We start from the raw sequence: 17,603 nt of genomic DNA, 5'->3' as shown, positions 1-17,603 counted from the left end.
TAGGCCAAGGCACCCTTAAAATGCCTCCCTTTGCCTCGTGGCCGCGATTCGCGCGGCTTTGCGAAGCGCAGCCCGCCGCTCCCATCCCATGACCGAACTAGCCAAATCTTTTGAGCCCCACAACATCGAAGCCCGCTGGACGCAGCGGTGGGAGGAACTCGGCGTTTTCGCCCCCACGCTGGACGCAACCCGGCCATCGTTCTGCGTGCAGCTTCCGCCTCCCAACGTCACCGGCACTCTGCACATGGGGCATGCGTTCAATCAAACGGTGATGGACACCCTCATCCGCTATCACCGCATGCTGGGCGACAACACGCTGTGGATACCGGGCATGGACCACGCGGGCATTGCCACGCAGATCGTGGTCGAGCGGCAGTTGCAGGCGCAGGGCATCGATCGTCATGACCTGGGTCGCGACACATTCGTGCAGAAGGTGTGGGAGTGGAAGCAGCAATCGGGCGACACCATCGCCAACCAGACGCGCCGCATGGGTTCGTCGGTGAGCTGGTCGCACGCTTACTTCACCATGGACGACAAGATGTCCAAAGCCGTGGTGGAGACCTTTGTTCAGCTGTATGAGCAGGGCCTGATCTACCGCGGCAAGCGCCTTGTCAACTGGGACCCGGTGCTCAAGAGCGCAGTGAGCGATCTGGAGGTGGAAAGCCAGGAGCATGACGGCTTCATGTGGCACATCCTCTACCCCTTCAGCGATGGCCCGATCGACGGCGTGCGCGGTATGCACATCGCCACCACCCGCCCCGAAACCATGATGGCCGACGGCGCGCTGGCGGTGCATCCTGAGGACGAGCGCTACGCCAAGTTCATCGGCAAATACGTCGATCTGCCGCTGTGCGACCGCAAAATTCCCATCATCGCCGACGGCTTCGTCGAGCGCGAGTTCGGCTCGGGCTGCGTGAAGATCACCGGCGCGCATGATTTCAACGACTACGCCTGCGCTCTGCGGCACGACATTCCCCTCATCACCATCTTCACCGAAGACGCCCACATCAACGAAAACGGCCCCAAGCGCTACCAGGGACTCGATCGCTACGCCGCACGCAAGGCGCTGTTGAAAGACCTCGAAGCGGGCGGCTTTCTGGAGAAGGCGGTGCCGCACAAGAACATGGTGCCGGTCTGCGCCCGCACGGGTCAGATCGTCGAGCCCATGCTCACCGACCAATGGTTCGTTGCCACCACCAAACCCGGGCCGGACGGCAAGAGCATGGCGCAGAAAGCCATCGATGTGGTGGCCTCGGGCGAAGTCAAGTTCGTGCCCGAAAACTGGGTGAACACCTACAACCAGTGGATGGGCAACATTCAGGACTGGTGCATTTCGCGCCAGCTCTGGTGGGGACATCAGATCCCGGCCTGGTACGGCGAAAACGGCGAAATTTTCGTGGCGCGCAGCGAGGCCGAAGCCCGCGACAAGGCGTCGGCTGCAGGCTACAACCGCTCGCTCACCCGCGACCCGGACGTGCTCGATACCTGGTATTCGTCAGCGCTGGTGCCCTTTTCCACCCTGGGCTGGCCCGCGCAGACCAAGGAGATGGACCTGTTCCTCCCCTCTTCGGTGCTGGTGACGGGCTTCGACATCATCTTCTTCTGGGTGGCCCGGATGATCATGATGACCACGCACTTCACCGGGCGAGTGCCTTTCCGCCACGTGTACATCCACGGCCTGGTGCTCGATGCCCACGGCAAGAAAATGAGCAAGAGCGAGGGCAATGTGCTCGATCCGGTCGATCTGATCGACGGCATCGAACTCGCCCCCCTGCTCGACAAGCGCACCACCGGCCTGCGCAAGCCCGAAACCGCGCCCGCCGTGCGCAAGGCCACGGAAAAGGAGTTCCCGGCCGGCATCCCCGCTTACGGTGCCGATGCGCTGCGCTTCACCTTCGCCTCGATGGCCACCCTGGGCCGCAACATCAATTTCGACACCAAGCGCTGCGAGGGCTATCGCAACTTCTGCAACAAACTCTGGAACGCCACCCGCTTCGTGCTGATGCAAGTCGATGGCCTGAGCGATTTCGACCGCGGCATGGGCCAGTGCAACGACACATGCGGCCCGGACGGCTATATGCACTTCAGCGCGGCCGACCGCTGGATTGCTTCGCTGCTGCAACGCACCGAGCAGCAAGTGACGCAGGGCTTTGCCGACTACCGCCTGGACTTCGCCGCGCACGCGATCTACCAGTTCGTGTGGGACGAGTTCTGCGACTGGTATCTGGAAATCGCCAAGACGCAGATCGCCAACGGCACGCCGCAGCAACAACGCGCCGCCCGCCGCACCCTGGTGCGCACTCTGGAAACCGTGCTGCGGCTGGCGCATCCCATCATGCCCTTCATCACCGAGGAGCTTTGGCAGACGGTGGCACCGCTCGCCGGGCGAACTGGCAGCAGCATCGCGGTGGCGCCCTACCCCGCAGCCCAGCCCGAGAAGATCGACCCGGCGGCCGAAGCGGAAATCGCCGCCTTCAAACAACTGGTCGAAGCCTGCCGCAATCTGCGCGGTGAGCTGGGGGTTTCACCGGCGCAGCGCCTGCCGCTGCTGGCCTGCGGAGACGTTGCGCTGATCGAGCGGCACCGGTCTGCGCTGCAGGCCCTGGCCAAGATTGCCGAGATCAAAATCTTTGCCGATCCGGCGCAGTGGAAAGCGGCCACCCAGTCCTCACCCACGGGCGCGCTGGGCGCCATGCAGTTTGCGCTGTTCGTCGAAGTCGATGCCGCAGCGGAACGCGCCCGACTCGGCAAGGAAGCCCAACGCCTTCAGGGTGAGATCGCGAAGGCGCAAGGGAAACTGGGCAACGCCAGTTTCGTCGACCGCGCTCCGGCAGCCGTCGTGGCGCAGGAGCAGCAACGTCTGCGAGACTTCGAGGCGCTTCTTGCCAAAGTGCAGGAACAGATCGCCCGTTTGCCAACATAAAAAAGGCCCGTGACCTGAGGTATCACGGGCCGTGACTGCGCTGGCCGTACGGGCAGCGCAAACTCATTCACTCGACAGCGTGTTTGGGCATGCCGCTCTTGTTCGCCTTGCGTTCGTCGGTCTGAAAGTCCACCAGCTCGCGCAGGGTCTTGCCCGGCTTGAAATGCGGTATGCGCTTTTCCGGCACTGCGACCTGCTCACCCGAACGAGGATTGCGGCCGATGCGTGCAGACCGATGGCTGACGCTGAAGCTCCCGAAACCCCGGATCTCGACACGGTGGCCGTCATCCAACGCCTGCGCCAAGGCGTCCAAAATGGTCTTGACCGAAAGTTCCGCGTCGCGATGGGCCAACTGAGGAAACCGTGCCGACAGAATTTCTACGAGATCAGAACGCGTCATGGGAAAAAGAGGTGAAAACGGCGGCCTCAGTGAAGACACCAGGGCCGCCGCACATCAGGGTCGCTCTGGCACGAACCGCATCCGGTTCGCGCCAGACTATCAGCCCCTATGCCGAGGGTTCAGCACAAGCGCCGAGCAAGCGGATCAGGAGCCCTTTTCCATTTTGGCGCGCAACAGAGCGCCAAGGTTGGTGGTTCCGGCTTCGCGCTGGTCGCCTGCCAGACGATCCATGGCCTCTTGCTGCTCGGCGGCGTCTTTCGCCTTGACCGACAACTGGATGTTGCGGGTCTTGCGATCGATGTTGACGACCACGGCCGAGACCTGATCGCCTTCCTTGAGCACGTTGCGGGCGTCTTCGACGCGCTCACGCGAGATCTCGGAGGCACGCAGATAACCCTCGATATCGTTGCCCAGATCGATGGTCGCGCCCTTGGGATCGACCGATTTCACCGTGCCTTCGACGATCTTGCCCTTGTCGTTCAGTGCGGCAAAGGACATGAAGGGATCGTCGAGCATCTGCTTGATGCCCAGAGAAATGCGCTCGCGCTCGATGTCGATGGCCAGCACCACGGCTTCGACATCCTGGCCCTTCTTGTAGTTGCGCACTTCAGACTCGCCCGTGTCGTTCCAGGACAGGTCGGACAGATGGATGAGGCCGTCGATGCCACCGGGCAGGCCGATGAACACGCCGAAGTCGGTGATCGACTTGACCGGACCGACCACCTTGTCACCACGCTTGTGGTTGGCGGCAAATTCTTCCCAGGGGTTGGGACGGCACTGCTTCATGCCCAGGCTGATACGGCGACGGTCTTCGTCGATTTCCAGCACTTGCACTTCGACTTCGTCACCCAGTTGCACCACTTTGCTCGGGGCGACGTTCTTGTTGGTCCAGTCCATTTCGGAGACGTGCACCAGACCTTCGATGCCCGGCTCGATCTCGACGAACGCGCCGTACTCGGCGATGTTCGTGACCTTGCCGAACAGACGAGTGCCTGCCGGGTAGCGGCGCGAGACGCCGTGCCAGGGGTCATCGCCCATCTGCTTGAGGCCCAGCGAAACACGGCCCTTCTCGGCGTCGAACTTGAGCACTTTGGCGGTGACTTCCTGACCAGGGGTGACCACTTCGCTGGGGTGACGCACACGACGCCAGGCCAGATCGGTGATGTGCAGCAGGCCGTCGATGCCTCCGAGGTCGACGAAGGCGCCGTAGTCGGTGATGTTCTTGACCACGCCGGTGACCAGAGCACCTTCCTGCAGATTTTCGAGCAGTTTGGCGCGCTCTTCGCCCTGGCTGGCCTCGACCACGGCACGACGCGACAGCACCACGTTGTTGCGCTTGCGATCGAGTTTGATGACCTTGAACTCCATGGTCTTGTTCTCGTACGGCGTGGTGTCCTTCACCGGGCGGGTATCGAGCAGCGAGCCGGGCAGGAAAGCGCGAATGCCGTTGACCATGACGGTCAGGCCGCCCTTGACCTTGCCGGTCGTGGTGCCCTCGACGAATTCGCCGGTTTCGAGCGCCTTCTCCAGCGACAGCCAGGAGGCCAGGCGCTTGGCCTTGTCGCGCGACAGCACGGTGTCGCCGCGGCCGTTTTCGAGCGCGTCGATGGCGACCGAAACGAAGTCGCCGACGTGAACATCGGCTTCACCCTGATCGTTGTAGAACTCTTCGATGGGGATGTAGGCGTCGGACTTCAGCCCGGCGTTGACCACCACAAAGTTCTGGTCGACAGCGACGACTTCGGCGGTGATGACTTCACCGGCCCGCATGTCGCGCGATTGCAGGGATTCTTCAAACAGTGCGGCGAACGATTCGTTGGAGGCAGCACTTGGGGAGACAGAGGACATTGAGTTGAGACTTTCAGACCACGGCAGTACCGTGGGGTTGGAGACAAAAACTGAAACGCGCGGGCGCGCGTTCAGGCCACTTGAACATCGTGCCGACGCCACAGCGCCAGCACGGTTTCGACCGTCTGCTCAAGGCTCAGGTCGGTACTGTCGAGCAGCTCGGCATCGGCCGCGGGCTTCAAAGCCGCAACCGCGCGCTGGGTATCGCGCGCGTCACGCTCGAGCAGCTCAGCAAAAACGTCGCCAAGTATAGCCGGATTTCCTTGTGAAATCAATTGTTTATACCGGCGCTCGGCGCGGCTGGCGGCGCTGGCGGTCAGGAAGACCTTGAGCTGCGCATCGGGAAACACCACGGTGCCCATATCGCGCCCGTCGGCCACGAGTCCGGGGGCACGGCGAAAGCTGCGCTGCAGGGCGAACAGGGCGTCGCGCACGGCTGGCAACGCGGCGATGGTGGAGGCGGCCTGCCCCACCGCTTCGGTGCGCAGTTGGGCGGCATCGAAGCTCTGCCCGTTCAGATGGATGCGCCCGGCGGCGAAGCTCACGGGCAACGTCGCCGCCAGTTGGGCCAGCGCAGCGCTGTCGTCCAGCGCCACGCCTTGCCGCAACGCGGCCCAAGCGGTGAGGCGATACAGCACCCCGGAATCGAGACAGTCGAAGCCCAGGGCTTCGGCCACCGCCGAGGCGATGCTGCCCTTGCCAGAGGCTGTGGGGCCGTCGATGGCGATAACCGGCACGGGCCGGGTAATGCGGAAAAAGTCCTGGAAATAGCCGGGATAGGTCTTGGCCACGCAACCCGGATCGGCGATGCGGATGTCGGCATGGCCGAAGCTGGCCAGCGAGAAGCACATCGCCATGCGGTGATCATCGTAGGTGGCAATGGTGGCGCTGCGCCATTGGTCTGGCTGCAAGGGGTGTATCCGCAGCCAATCGGTGCCCGATTCGACCTGCGCCCCGAGCTTGGCCAGTTCGGTGGCCATGGCATGAATGCGATCGGTTTCCTTCACACGCCAACTGCCGATGGCGGTGAGGGTCGTCGGCGCATCGGCGAACAGCGCGGTCATCGCCAGCGTCATGGCGGCGTCGGGAATGGCCAGGCAGTCGATCTCGCCACCCCGCAGCGCCTTCAGCCCGGGCTGAAGGCCGTCGGTTTCGATGAAATCATCACCCCAGCGCACCGAGGCGCCGAGATCTTCGAGCACCCGCGCGAAGGCGACATCGCCCTGAATGCTGTCACGCCCCACGCCCTCCACACGCACAGGCGCGCCACGGCGATGAAGCTGGCCCAGCACCCCCGCCGCCAGAAAATACGAGGCCGACGATGCGTCGCCCTCGACGGCGATACGGCCCGGGCTGCGCAGCCGACTGCCTGCGGGAATGACGAAACGCTCCCACCCCGTGCGCTGCACGCTCACGCCAAAGCGGCGCAACAGGTTCAGCGTGATCTCGACATAGGGTTTGGAAATCAACTCACCCTGCACGGCGATGACCACATCCTGCTCCGCGGCCTTGAGGGGCAGCGCCAGCAGCAGGGCGGTCAGGAACTGGCTGGACACATCACCACGCACCGACACATCGCCGCTCAGCCTGAACTGACTGGCCCCGATGCACAGAGGCGGATAGCCCGCTTGGCCCTCATAGTCGATCGCGCAACCGAACTGCCGCAGCGCGTCGACCAGATCGCCGATCGGGCGCTCGTGCATGCGCGGAACCCCGTGAAGCCGGTAATCACCGCCTTGCAGCGCCAGCGCAGCGGTAAGCGGCCGGATCGCCGTGCCGGCGTTGCCCATGAACAGATCGGCGCTGGGAGCTGGAAACCGCCCTGCCCCTCCCTGCACCAGGGCAGCGCTGCCCTCGCGCTTGAGCTCAATACCCAGACTCTGCAATGCGGACAACATCACGCGCGTGTCGTCGGAGTCGAGCAGGCCGGTGATCTCGGTCTGCCCCTCGGCGAGCGCCGCGAGCAACAGCACCCGGTTGGAAATGCTCTTGGAGCCGGGCAGCGCCACGCGCCCGCCCGCGCCGATGAGCGGCGGCAAATCCAGGAACTCAGGCGTCATCGTCAGCCACCATCGGCGCATCCCAGCCTTGACGCACCTGACTGGCGCGTCGGATCAAGGCCTCCACCGCACTCCAGTTACCCTGCCGGGTCTGGGCCTCGAACCCGGCCAGGGCTTGTTTGTAGATCTGCAACTGACGCAGCACCTCGTCGCGATTGGCCTCAAGGACATCGCGCCACATGTGAGGATCGCCGCCGGCAATGCGGCTGAAGTCGCGAAACCCTGGGCCTGCGAGTTGCAGGTAGGCGCTACCTTGCGGCTGGCTGCTCAAGGCGTACACATAGCTGAATGCCAGCAGGTGCGGCAGATGGCTGACCGCGGCAAAAGCCGCGTCGTGCTCTTCCGGGGTCATGACGGACACCACACCACCGATCGACTCCCATGCCTGGGTGGCAATGTCCACCAGGCTGTCGGTATTTGCTGCCAGCGGCGTGATGACCACACGCTTGCCGTCGAACAGATTGGCCTCGGCATGCAGCACCCCGCTCTTTTCCTTGCCGGCAATGGGGTGACAGGGCACGAACTGGCTCTGCCGCGCCCCCAGCTGAGACTGCGCCGCAGCGACCACATTGCCCTTGGTGCTGCCCACATCCATCACCAGCGCGTGCGGCTCGAGGCCATGTCGCAGTTGTTTGAGCAGGTCTGCGGTCGACGCCACCGGCACCGCCAGCAAGACCAGGTCGGCACCATGCACCGCTCGCAGAGCGGAATCAGCCTCCTCGTCGATGATGCCGCGTTCCAGTGCGTTGCGGGTGGTCGTGGGCGATTTGCTGTAACCCACGATGTGGCGGGCCAGCTTGGCGCGACGTGCCGCCAGGGCGAAAGAGCCCCCCAGCAGCCCGACGCCCAGAATGGCCAGCCGCTCGAACTGCACGGATGCCTCGTCGCCGATCACGGTGTCCATCGGTTCAGCTCTCGGCAAAATGAGCACGCAAGGCAGCGATGCACTTGGCGTTTTCCGCTTCGGTTCCCACCGAGATGCGCAACCATTGCGGCAAGCCGTAGTTGTCCACCGGGCGCGCGATCACCCCGCGCCTCAGCAAGGCCAGATTCACCCGGGCACCCGCACCATCGTCGGCGCCTACCTTGACCAGCACGAAGTTGCCTTGCGACGGGATGTAGCTCAGGCCCAGTGCATCGAAGGCCTCGGCCAGCTGAGCCTGGCCTGCGCGATTCACGGCATAGGCTTGCTCGATGAAGTCGTGATCGTCGAGCGCAGCCAGGGCCGCAGCTTGCCCGAGCGTGCTGGTGTTGAAGGCGGAGCGCACGCGATTGAGCACATCGGTAAGCGCGGGCTGCGCGACGCCGTAGCCGATGCGCAGCCCGGCCAGGCCATAGGCCTTGGAAAACGTGCGCGAAACAATGAGGTTGGGGAATTCGCGCACCCACGCCATGCTGTCGTAGCGAAGCTCGGGCAGGGTGTATTCGACATACGCCTCATCCAGCACCACGGCGATGTGCGGAGGCACCTTGCGCAGAAAGTCGTGCAGTTCGTCGGCGGACAGGAAGGTGCCGGTCGGGTTGTTGGGGTTGGCCACGAAAATCAGCTTGGTCAGTGGCGTGATGGCGGCCAACATGGCGGGCAGATCGTGTGCAAACGCCCGGTCGGGTACGACCTGGTGCTGCGCCCCGACCCCCTGCACCGCCTGGGTGTAGACGATGAAGCTGTAGCGCGCGTACATGCCGGCGTCGGCATCGGTGAGCAAGGCGCGTGCGGCCATTTCAAGCAGGTCGCTCGACCCGTGACCCAAGGTGATCCAAGCTGCCGGCACGCCGAGCCGGGTTGCGAGCGCCTGCTTGAGCGCGTAGCCGTCGTTGTCGGGATAGCGGGTACTGTCGCTCAGCGCCGCGAGCATGGCCTCCTTGGCGCGGGGTGACATGCCCAGCGGATTCTCGTTCGATGCGAGTTTGACGATGCGCCCGGGCTCCAGACCGAACTGCCGGGCCACTTCCGCGATGGGCTTGCCACCAACATAGGGAGAAATGGCCTGGACATAGTCGGCGCCCCAGCGGGCTTGCGTGGATTGGTGTTCTGGCATGGTCAGGTTTTCAGGGGTATTCAGGTCGCTGCGAGACTGCGCGTACCGCCTTGCTCAGTTCTCGCGCGGTTTTCTGTCGATGGGGTAGGAGCCCAGGCATTTGTACATCGCGCAGACCGCTTGCAGTTCGCGCAATGCGGTCGCCACTCGCGCGTCGTCCTGATGGCCTTCGACGTCGATGTAAAAAGCGTATTCCCATTCTCCCGAACGTGCCGGACGCGATTCGAACCGGGTCATGCTGACGCCGTGTTCGGCCAGTGGCTTGAGCAGGTCGTATACCGCGCCTGCCCTGTTGGGCACGGAGAGAATGAGGCTGGTGCGGTCGGCGCCGGTGGGCTCGGGTTGCGCCGCGCCCAACACGACGAAGCGCGTGGTGTTCTGCGCCTCGTCCTGAATGGCGCGAGCGGCGATATGCAAGCCATAAAGCACCGCGGTCGCCTCGGCGGCGATGCCCGCGATGCTCGCGTCCTCCGCGGCCAGTCTCGCACCTTCGGCATTGCTCGATACCGGCCGGAACTCGACGCCCGGCAGGTGAGCGCGCAGCCAACCCGCGCATTGGGCCAGGGCCTGGGGATGCGCAGCGACCGTCTGGATACCCTGCAAATCGGGCGTCTGCCGCATGAGGAAATGCCGTACCGGCAGGCTCACTTCGCCGCACAGGTGCACGGGGTGGGCGAGCAGCAGATCCATGCTGCGCGCCACCGCACCCTCGGTGCTGTTTTCCACCGGCACGATGGCGAACTCACTCTCGCCGCTGAGGTAGCTGCGGAACACATCGTCGATGGTCGCGCAGGGAAAGCCCTGGGCGCTGGCACCGAAAAACCGCCGCGCCGCCTGCTCGCTGAAGGTGCCGGCCGGCCCCAGGAAAGCCACGCGCTGAGGTGCCTCGAGGGCACGGCAGGCCGACATGACTTCACGCCAGATGGCACTGACCCCATCGTTGCGCAGCGGGCCTGCATTGTGCTCGTGCAGCTTCTCGATCACTTGGCGTTCGCGCTCGGGGCGGAACACCGGCATGTTCAGGCGCTGCTTGATATGACCGATCTGCTGGGCGGCTTGCGCACGCTGGTTCAGCAGGGCCAGGATCTGTTTGTCAAGGGCGTCGATCTGGTCGCGCCAAGGGGTCAGATCGTCTTGGGAGTCTTGGCTCATCGAAGTTCAGCCGTGGTGTTTTTCAAAGTCTTTCAGATAGTCCACCAAAGCCTGGACGCCTTCGAGCGGCATGGCGTTGTAGATGGATGCGCGCATGCCCCCCACCGACTTGTGCCCCTTGAGCTGCAACAGCCCAGCCGACTCGGCGCCCTGCAGGAAGGCTGCATTCAACGCGCTTTCGCGCAGATGAAACGGGACATTCATGCGCGAGCGGCATTCCCGTCCCACCCGCGTCTCGTAAAGCTGCGAGGCATCGAGCGCGTCGTACAGCAGGTGCGCCTTGGCGATATTGCGCGCCTCCACCGCGGCCAACCCGCTCAGCCCCTCGAAGCGCTGGCGCTTGATCCACTGCAACACCAATCCGGCGATGTAGATGGCATAGGTGGGCGGCGTGTTGAACATGGAGTGGTTGGCCGCCACCACAGCGTAATCGAAGGCGCTGGGGCAATGCGGCAGGGCATGGCCGAGCATGTCGCGCCGGATGATGACCAGCGTCAGTCCGGCAGGACCGATGTTTTTCTGTGCGCCTCCGTAGATGCAGGCGTAGCGCGACACATCGATCTGCCGCGACAACAGGTGCGATGACATGTCGGCCACAAGCGGCACGCCGTGGCTGTCGGGCACGAAGTGGAACTCCACGCCGTCGATGGTTTCGTTGGTGCAGACGTGCAGATACTGGGCGTCTGGGCGAATGCTCCAGGCGGCGTTGTCGGGAATGCTGCCGTAGCCCTGTTCATCGTGGGCGCTGGCGCTGATGTGCACATCGCAATACTTGCGCGCTTCGAGCTGGCTCTTCTGCGACCAGCTTCCCGTCACCACATAATCAGCCTTGGCCCCGCCCGAAAGATTGAGCGGCACGATGGCGTTCTCGGCAATGGCCCCGCCCTGCATGAACAGCACGGCGTAATCATCGGAGATACGCAACAGCTCGCGTAGATCAGCCTCGGCCTGCGCGATGATGGATTCAAACTGCGGGCCGCGATGGCTCATTTCCATCACACTCATGCCGCAGCCGTGCCAGTCGAGCATCTCGGCCGCCGCCTCTTGCAGCACCTCTTCAGGAATGGCGGCCGGCCCGGCAGAAAAGTTGTAGGGGCGTGATCGACTCATCCCGCTTTACTCCGCCGCCGCTGCGTCGACGCCGTCGTCCGACGCGGGCAACTCATCGTCGCCTTCCGCCTCGACGACAGGCTGCACCTGAATCAACTGCGCCTTGGCGTCGAGCGCGATCAGGGTAACGCCCTGCGTGGCGCGACCCATTTCACGGATCTCCTCAACCCTTGTACGCACCAGCACGCCGGTATCGGTGATGAGCATGATTTCATCCTTGGGCCGTACCAGACACGCGGCCACCACCCGGCCGTTGCGCTCGGAAGTCTGGATGGCGATCATGCCCTTGGTGCCCCGCCCGTGACGGGTGTATTCGGTGATGGACGTGCGCTTGCCGTAGCCGTTTTCCGTGGCCGTGAGCACGCTCTGGGTTTCGTCCTCGGCCACCAGCAGCGCAATGACGGACTGGTCGGCTTCCAGTTGCATGCCGCGCACGCCGCGAGCCTCGCGGCCCATCGGCCGCACGTCGGCCTCGTCGAAGCGCACGGCCTTGCCGGCATCGGAAAACAGCATGACGTCGTGCTGACCATCGGTGATGGCCGCGCCGATGAGGTAATCATCATCGTCCAGCCCGACGGCGATGATGCCCGCGGTGCGGCGGTTGGCAAAGGCCGTCAGCGGCGTCTTCTTCACCGTGCCTCGCGCCGTGGCCATGAAAACGTAGTGCTGCTCGTCGAAAGCCTTGACCGGCAGCACCGTGGTGATTTTCTCACCCGCCTGCAAGGGGAACAGGTTGACCAGAGGCTTGCCGCGCGAGCCACGCCCGCCCATCGGCGACTCGTACACCTTCATCCAATACACCCGCCCACGGTTGGAGAAGCACAACAGCATGTCGTGGGTGTTGGCGACGAAAAGCTGTTCGATCCAGTCGTCTTCCTTGGTGCCCGTGGCCAGCTTGCCCCGTCCCCCGCGGCGCTGCGCGCGGTATTCGGCCAGAGGCTGACTCTTGATGTAGCCCGAGTGCGAGATGGTGACCACGAGGTCTTGCGGGGTGATGAGATCCTCGACATCGATGTCGTAGGCGTTGACCTCGATGTGCGAGCGGCGCGCATCGCCGAACTCGGCACGCAGCGCGCCCATCTCCGTGGCGATGATCTCGGTCATGCGTTCGGGCTTGGCCAGGATGTCGAGCAGGTCGGCGATCTGCTCCATGACTTCCTTGTACTCGCCGACGATCTTGTCCTGCTCCAGGCCGGTCAGGCGCTGCAGCCGCATCTGCAGGATTTCCTGCGCCTGCGTCTCGCTCAGGTAATAGCCGTCGGCCTTGAGGCCGTAGCGCGGATCGAGATCGTCAGGCTGGAACTGGGTGATGTCGCCCTCGACGCGCGACAGCATGGCACGCGCCTCGCCCGGCTCCCAGGCCTGCGCCAGCAGACGCTCCTTCGCCACCGGCGGCGTCGGCGCAGCCTTGATGAGCTCAATCATGCGATCGACATTGGCCAGCGCCACCGCCAGGCCTTCGAGCACATGGCCGCGCTCGCGCGCCTTGCGCAGATCGAACACCGTGCGGCGGGTGATGATCTCGCGGCGGTGCGACAGGAAAGCCGCAATCATCTGCTGCAGATTGAGCAGGCGCGGCTGGCCGTCCACCAGCGCGACCATGTTGACCCCGAAGGTGTCCTGCAACTGGGTCTGCTTGTAAAGATTGTTGAGCACGACTTCGGGCACTTCACCGCGCTTGAGCTCGATGACCACGCGCATGCCCGATTTGTCGGACTCGTCCTGAATGTGGCTGATTCCCTCGATCTTCTTTTCCTGCACCAGCTCGGCGATGCGTTCGAGCAGGGTGCGCTTGTTCACCTGATAGGGCAGCTCATCGACGATAATGGCCTGGCGCTGGCCTTTTTCCAAGTCTTCAAAATGGCAGCGCGCGCGCATCACCACCCGGCCGCGGCCGGTGCGATAGGCGTCGCGCACCCCTGAGGTGCCGTAAATGATGCCCGCCGTCGGGAAATCGGGCGCGGGCACGCGCTCCATCAACTCCTCGATCGTCGCCTCGGGGTGGCGCAGGAGGTGCAGGCAGGCATCGAGCACTTCACCCAGGTTGTGCGGCGGGATGTTCGTCGCCATACCCACCGCAATGCCCGACGAGCCGTTGATCAGCAGATTGGGCAGCTTGGCGGGCAGCAGCAGCGGCTCTTGCTCGGAGCCGTCGTAATTGGGGCCGAAATCGACCGTCTCCTTGTCGATGTCGGCAAGCATTTCGTGCGCGATCTTCGACAGGCGGATTTCGGTGTAACGCATCGCCGCGGCGTTGTCGCCGTCCACCGAACCGAAGTTGCCCTGCCCGTCCACCAGCATGTAGCGCAGGGAGAAATCCTGCGCCATGCGCACGATGGTGTCGTACACCGATTGGTCACCATGCGGGTGATATTTACCGATGACGTCACCCACGATACGCGCCGATTTCTTGTAGGGCCGGTTCCACGCATTGCTCAACTCATGCATCGCGTACAACACGCGCCGATGCACCGGTTTGAGGCCATCGCGCACATCGGGCAAAGCGCGCCCCACGATCACGCTCATGGCGTAATCCAGATAGGAGCGGCGCATCTCCGACTCGAGGCTGATCGGGAGGGTTTCTTTGGCGAAGACGGACATGAGTGAGCGCTTTTCGGCAGGAATTCAGACGCTGGTGCGACCGGGCAGGCGCCCCAGTCGCACGCCAGAACCCACCCGGGCGAGTGCGTTCCAAGTCAAGCGGTCGATGTTAGCAGCCCGAGTTTCCTCACCCGGCTGTGGCGCCTCGCGGCATGTCCGAGCCACGCGATGAGCCCAAATCGCTCGATCGTTGCGAAACAGCCACACCCGATCGCGGCATCCCCGACCAACCGTAAAGCAACATCGCAAAGGATTGAACGTCATGGCCGCTGTGGCACAATGCCTACGGGTTTACTAGTAGTGAGTTTGGCGACGGGACGTCCTGTACACGAACGAGACACTGTTACAGCCGTTCATACAGAATTCATCCCGTCGTTTATGATTCAGGCACGCAGTTCATGCTGCGATGAACGATCAACGACCGAGAGGAAATAACATGACCCACCCCCAAAAAATCGCAAAATTGTTCGCTGCAGCTGTCATCGCAACGTCATCGCTGACGGTTGCCCATGCACAGGACGCCCGCAGCATCAACAACTGGCAAGACCCCTATGGTCTGACCTGGATGAACGGCGACAACAAGCTGTGCTGGCAAGACAACTTCTGGACCCCGGCCACCGCCTCCAGTGAGGCTTGCGGCCTGCCGGTGGTTGCCAAGGCAGAACCGGCGCCCGCCCCGGCACCGGCGCCCGCTCCTGCCCCTGCCCCTGCCCCGGCTCCTGCTCCGGCGCCTGTGCCTGTGAGCGAGAAGGTCACCTACAACGCGGATGCCTTCTTCCAGTTCAACAAGGCTGTTCTGCTGCCCGCCGGCAAGGAAAAGCTCGACGATCTGGCCACGAAAATCAAGGACATCAACCTGGAAGTCGTGATCGCCACCGGCTACACCGACAGCTTCGGCAGTGTGGCCTACAACCAGAAGCTCTCGGTTCGCCGTGCCGAAGCCGTCAAGGCCTATCTGGTGAGCAAGGGCGTTCCGGCTGACAAGGTTTACGTCGAAGGCAAGGGCAAGACCGACTTCCGCGTCGATCCCAAGAGCTGCAAGGGTACTTTCAAGCAACAAGTGGAATGCCAGGCTCCCAACCGCCGCACCGTGGTTGAGGTCGTTGGTACCCACATGGTTACCAAGTAAGATCCCGGTCAGCCAACCCGGCTGATCGCCTGTTCAAAAGCCCCGCCTAGCGGGGCTTTTTCATTGCTGCGGCGGCCCTGCGTTTTCTTGAGCGCTTGCAAGGCCACCTTCGATATATTGGAGGAGCTCGTCGATAACCCTATTCGGGCACACCTATTACCGTTCACAGGAGAGTTTCATGGATCAAGCCGAACTTCAGCGTTCCGGCACATTGACCGAGCTGCCTTCAATGGATCAGCTCTGGATGCCTTTCACCGCCAATCGTCAGTTCAAGGCCTCGCCCCGTCTGCTGGTCAGCGCCTCGGGCATGTATTACCGCTCCCACGATGGGCGGCAGATTCTGGATGGAACGGCCGGCCTCTGGTGCGTCAATGCAGGACATGGCCGACAGGAAATCAGCGCGGCCATCGCTTATCAGGCTCAGGAGATGGACTACGCGCCGCCGTTCCAGATGGGCCACCCCATCCAGTTCGAAGCCGCCAATCTGCTGGCCGATATCGCACCTGCAGATCTGAAAAAGGTGTTCTTCACCAACTCGGGATCGGAGTCGGTCGATTCGGCCCTGAAGATTGCTCTGGCCTATCACCGTGCTCGCGGCGATGGCACACGCACCTTGTTCATCGGCCGTGAGCGCGGCTATCACGGGGTGGGCTTTGGAGGCATTTCCGTGGGGGGCATGGTTGCGAATCGCAAGGTCTTCCGCGGCTCGCTTCTGCCCAACGTGGACCATCTGCCGCACACCTACTCGGCAGAACACCAGGCTTTTTCTCGCGGCATTCCCGAATGGGGAGCACACCTTGCCGACGACCTCGAGCGCATTGTCGCGTTGCATGACGCCAGCAATATCGCCGCCGTGATCGTCGAGCCGGTGGCTGGCTCGACCGGCGTGCTGGTGCCGCCCAAGGGCTATCTCGAACGCCTGCGAGCCATTTGCGACAAGCACGGCATCCTGCTCATTTTCGACGAGGTGATCACCGGCTACGGCCGACTGGGAACACCTTTCGCCGCGCAGTATTTCAAGGTCACGCCTGACATCATCACCACGGCCAAGGCAGTGAATAACGCGGCCGTTCCGATGGGTGCGGTTTTCGTGCGCAACGGCATCTTCGACACGGTGGTGAACGGATCGCCCGAAGGTGCCGTCGAACTCTTCCATGGCTACACCTACTCGGGCCATCCTTTGGCCATGGCCGCAGCGGTCGCGGCGCAGAAAATCTACAAACGCGAAAACCTCCTTACACGGGTTCATGACGAAGGCATTTCGCATTACTGGCAGGAAGCGCTGCATGCCTTGAGCGATGTGCGCCATGTCAAGGATCTGCGCAACCTCGGATTGATTGGTGCCATCGAGCTGGAATCTCGCCCAGGCGCCGTTGGCAAACGTGCCTATGAGGCCTTCGTGGCGAGCTACGCCCGCGGGCTGCTCGTGCGATACACCGGCGACACCATTGCCCTGTCGCCGCCACTCATCATCGAGCGAGGTCAAATCGACCAGATCATGTCGACCCTGCGAGACGTCCTCCGCACGCTGGACTGACCTGATCGTGCTCCGCCCGGGTCGCGTCCCGCGACGTGGTGTAGGTCCACAGCCCGGATAGGCTTAGCTACACGGCCCTCAGCGTGCCACAGCGGACAGCCGAGCCGGGGCAGTATCGCAGAGCGACTGGAGGCCTTCAAGCTGCATGTATCGACGGTTCAGCGACCCCTCGTCGTTCTGCTCCAGCATCATGGCACCGACCAGGCGGGTGATGGCCCCATCGTTGGGGAAGATGCCCACGACGTGGGTGCGGCGCTTGATGTCGGCGTTCAGGCGCTCGAGCGGGTTGGTCGAGTCGGTCTGCGGCCAGTGCGCCTTCGGGAAGGTCATGAAGGCCAGCACGTCGTGCTCGGCGTCGTCCATCAAGGCGCCGAGCTTGGGGAAGCGTTCGCGCAGTTGGTCGGCCACGGTGCGCCACTGCGCGCGGGCTGCCTCGGCGGTGTCCTGCACGAACACCGTACCGATCGCAGCGGCCACCATGCGGCGCTGGGTCTTGCCACCATGGGCCTGGGCGTTGCGCATGAAGTGCACGCGGCAGCGCTGCCAGGTGGCCTTGAGCACCTTGGAGACGGCCGCCTTGATGCCCTCGTGGCTGTCGCTGATCACGAGCTTGACGCCGCGCAGGCCGCGGCGGTTGAGGCTGCGCAGGAAGTCCGTCCAGAAGGGCTCGGCCTCCGAGGCGCCGACCTTCATGCCCAGCACCTCGCGCTGGCCCTCGGTGTTGACGCCCACGGCGATGATCACGGCCACGCTGACGATGCGGCCGGCCTCGCGCGTCTTGACGTAGGTGGCGTCGATCCACAG

The 17,603-nt window shown here is 63.5% G+C and carries 12 protein-coding genes; 3 read left to right on the top strand and 9 right to left on the bottom strand.

What is annotated here, in order from left to right:
- Positions 1 to 88 precede the first annotated feature (88 nt).
- Positions 89 to 2,923 carry a valine--tRNA ligase gene (locus ASC45_RS06170; protein ID WP_055450175.1) on the top strand — a complete coding sequence of 945 codons (2,835 nt, stop codon included), beginning with the start codon at positions 89 to 91 and terminating at the stop codon, positions 2,921 to 2,923.
- Between the two features lie 67 nt (positions 2,924 to 2,990).
- Here ASC45_RS06170 and ASC45_RS06165 read toward each other — a convergent pair whose 3' ends face one another.
- The 8 genes from ASC45_RS06165 to gyrA all read right to left on the bottom strand — a co-directional run bounded on the left by ASC45_RS06165 (position 2,991) and on the right by gyrA (position 14,133).
- Complete coding sequence (locus tag ASC45_RS06165; protein ID WP_055450174.1) at positions 2,991 to 3,323, bottom strand: integration host factor subunit beta; 333 nt, start codon at positions 3,321 to 3,323, stop codon at positions 2,991 to 2,993.
- A 144-nt stretch (positions 3,324 to 3,467) separates the two neighbouring features.
- Positions 3,468 to 5,171, bottom strand: a complete 1,704-nt coding sequence (rpsA, locus tag ASC45_RS06160; protein WP_055450173.1) for a 30S ribosomal protein S1 — start codon at positions 5,169 to 5,171, stop codon at positions 3,468 to 3,470.
- 71 nt (positions 5,172 to 5,242) lie between these two features.
- Positions 5,243 to 7,231: a bifunctional 3-phosphoshikimate 1-carboxyvinyltransferase/cytidylate kinase gene (locus ASC45_RS06155; RefSeq protein ID WP_055450172.1), complete on the bottom strand. Its 1,989-nt coding sequence runs from the start codon at positions 7,229 to 7,231 to the stop codon at positions 5,243 to 5,245.
- A complete protein-coding gene (locus ASC45_RS06150; protein ID WP_055450171.1) occupies positions 7,221 to 8,135 on the bottom strand; it encodes a prephenate dehydrogenase in 915 nt (304 codons plus the stop codon). The genes ASC45_RS06155 and ASC45_RS06150 overlap by 11 nt, the downstream gene beginning before the upstream one ends.
- A 4-nt stretch (positions 8,136 to 8,139) precedes the next feature.
- A complete protein-coding gene (hisC, locus tag ASC45_RS06145) occupies positions 8,140 to 9,270 on the bottom strand; it encodes a histidinol-phosphate transaminase (protein ID WP_055450170.1) in 1,131 nt (376 codons plus the stop codon).
- 54 nt (positions 9,271 to 9,324) lie between these two features.
- The gene (gene pheA / locus ASC45_RS06140) at positions 9,325 to 10,422 is read right to left on the bottom strand and encodes a prephenate dehydratase (RefSeq protein WP_055450169.1); all 1,098 of its coding nucleotides are present in this window, start codon (positions 10,420 to 10,422) and stop codon (positions 9,325 to 9,327) included.
- Between the two features lie 6 nt (positions 10,423 to 10,428).
- Positions 10,429 to 11,532, bottom strand: a complete 1,104-nt coding sequence (gene serC, locus ASC45_RS06135) for a 3-phosphoserine/phosphohydroxythreonine transaminase (RefSeq protein ID WP_055450168.1) — start codon at positions 11,530 to 11,532, stop codon at positions 10,429 to 10,431.
- 6 nt (positions 11,533 to 11,538) lie between these two features.
- Positions 11,539 to 14,133 carry a DNA gyrase subunit A gene (gene gyrA, locus ASC45_RS06130; protein ID WP_055450167.1) on the bottom strand — a complete coding sequence of 865 codons (2,595 nt, stop codon included), beginning with the start codon at positions 14,131 to 14,133 and terminating at the stop codon, positions 11,539 to 11,541.
- 436 nt (positions 14,134 to 14,569) lie between these two features.
- Between gyrA and ompA the strand changes: the two genes are divergently transcribed.
- Together ompA and aptA are read left to right on the top strand one after the other, a co-directional pair.
- Positions 14,570 to 15,262, top strand: coding sequence for an outer membrane protein OmpA (gene ompA, locus ASC45_RS06125; protein ID WP_055450166.1), 693 nt, complete (start codon positions 14,570 to 14,572; stop codon positions 15,260 to 15,262).
- 178 nt (positions 15,263 to 15,440) lie between these two features.
- Positions 15,441 to 16,799 (top strand): omega-aminotransferase AptA, encoded by a 1,359-nt coding sequence (gene aptA, locus ASC45_RS06120; protein WP_055450165.1) that lies wholly within the window; start codon positions 15,441 to 15,443, stop codon positions 16,797 to 16,799.
- Positions 16,800 to 16,877: 78 nt separating this feature from the next.
- Here the strand turns inward: aptA and ASC45_RS06115 are convergent.
- On the bottom strand, positions 16,878 to 17,603 hold a 726-nt coding region (locus tag ASC45_RS06115), incomplete at its 5' end, for an IS256 family transposase (protein ID WP_141655740.1).

It is taken from the genome of Thiomonas bhubaneswarensis, from assembly GCF_001418255.1.
In the GTDB taxonomy this organism is placed as follows: domain Bacteria; phylum Pseudomonadota; class Gammaproteobacteria; order Burkholderiales; family Burkholderiaceae_C; genus Thiomonas; species Thiomonas bhubaneswarensis.
This window is presented reverse-complemented; position numbering and strand designations above follow the sequence as displayed.

Excerpts from the sequence above, each read along its gene's own strand:
- ASC45_RS06165 (WP_055450174.1), bottom strand. The coding sequence starts at position 3,323 with ATGACGCGTTCTGATCTCGTAGAAATTCTGTCGGCACGGTTTCCTCAG.
- pheA (WP_055450169.1), bottom strand. The coding sequence starts at position 10,422 with ATGAGCCAAGACTCCCAAGACGATCTGACCCCTTGGCGCGACCAGATC.
- rpsA (WP_055450173.1), bottom strand. The coding sequence starts at position 5,171 with ATGTCCTCTGTCTCCCCAAGTGCTGCCTCCAACGAATCGTTCGCCGCA.
- hisC (WP_055450170.1), bottom strand. The coding sequence starts at position 9,270 with ATGCCAGAACACCAATCCACGCAAGCCCGCTGGGGCGCCGACTATGTC.
- gyrA (WP_055450167.1), bottom strand. The coding sequence starts at position 14,133 with ATGTCCGTCTTCGCCAAAGAAACCCTCCCGATCAGCCTCGAGTCGGAG.
- ASC45_RS06170 (WP_055450175.1), top strand. The coding sequence starts at position 89 with ATGACCGAACTAGCCAAATCTTTTGAGCCCCACAACATCGAAGCCCGC.
- serC (WP_055450168.1), bottom strand. The coding sequence starts at position 11,532 with ATGAGTCGATCACGCCCCTACAACTTTTCTGCCGGGCCGGCCGCCATT.
- aptA (WP_055450165.1), top strand. The coding sequence starts at position 15,441 with ATGGATCAAGCCGAACTTCAGCGTTCCGGCACATTGACCGAGCTGCCT.
- ASC45_RS06150 (WP_055450171.1), bottom strand. The coding sequence starts at position 8,135 with ATGGACACCGTGATCGGCGACGAGGCATCCGTGCAGTTCGAGCGGCTG.
- ompA (WP_055450166.1), top strand. The coding sequence starts at position 14,570 with ATGACCCACCCCCAAAAAATCGCAAAATTGTTCGCTGCAGCTGTCATC.
- ASC45_RS06155 (WP_055450172.1), bottom strand. The coding sequence starts at position 7,231 with ATGACGCCTGAGTTCCTGGATTTGCCGCCGCTCATCGGCGCGGGCGGG.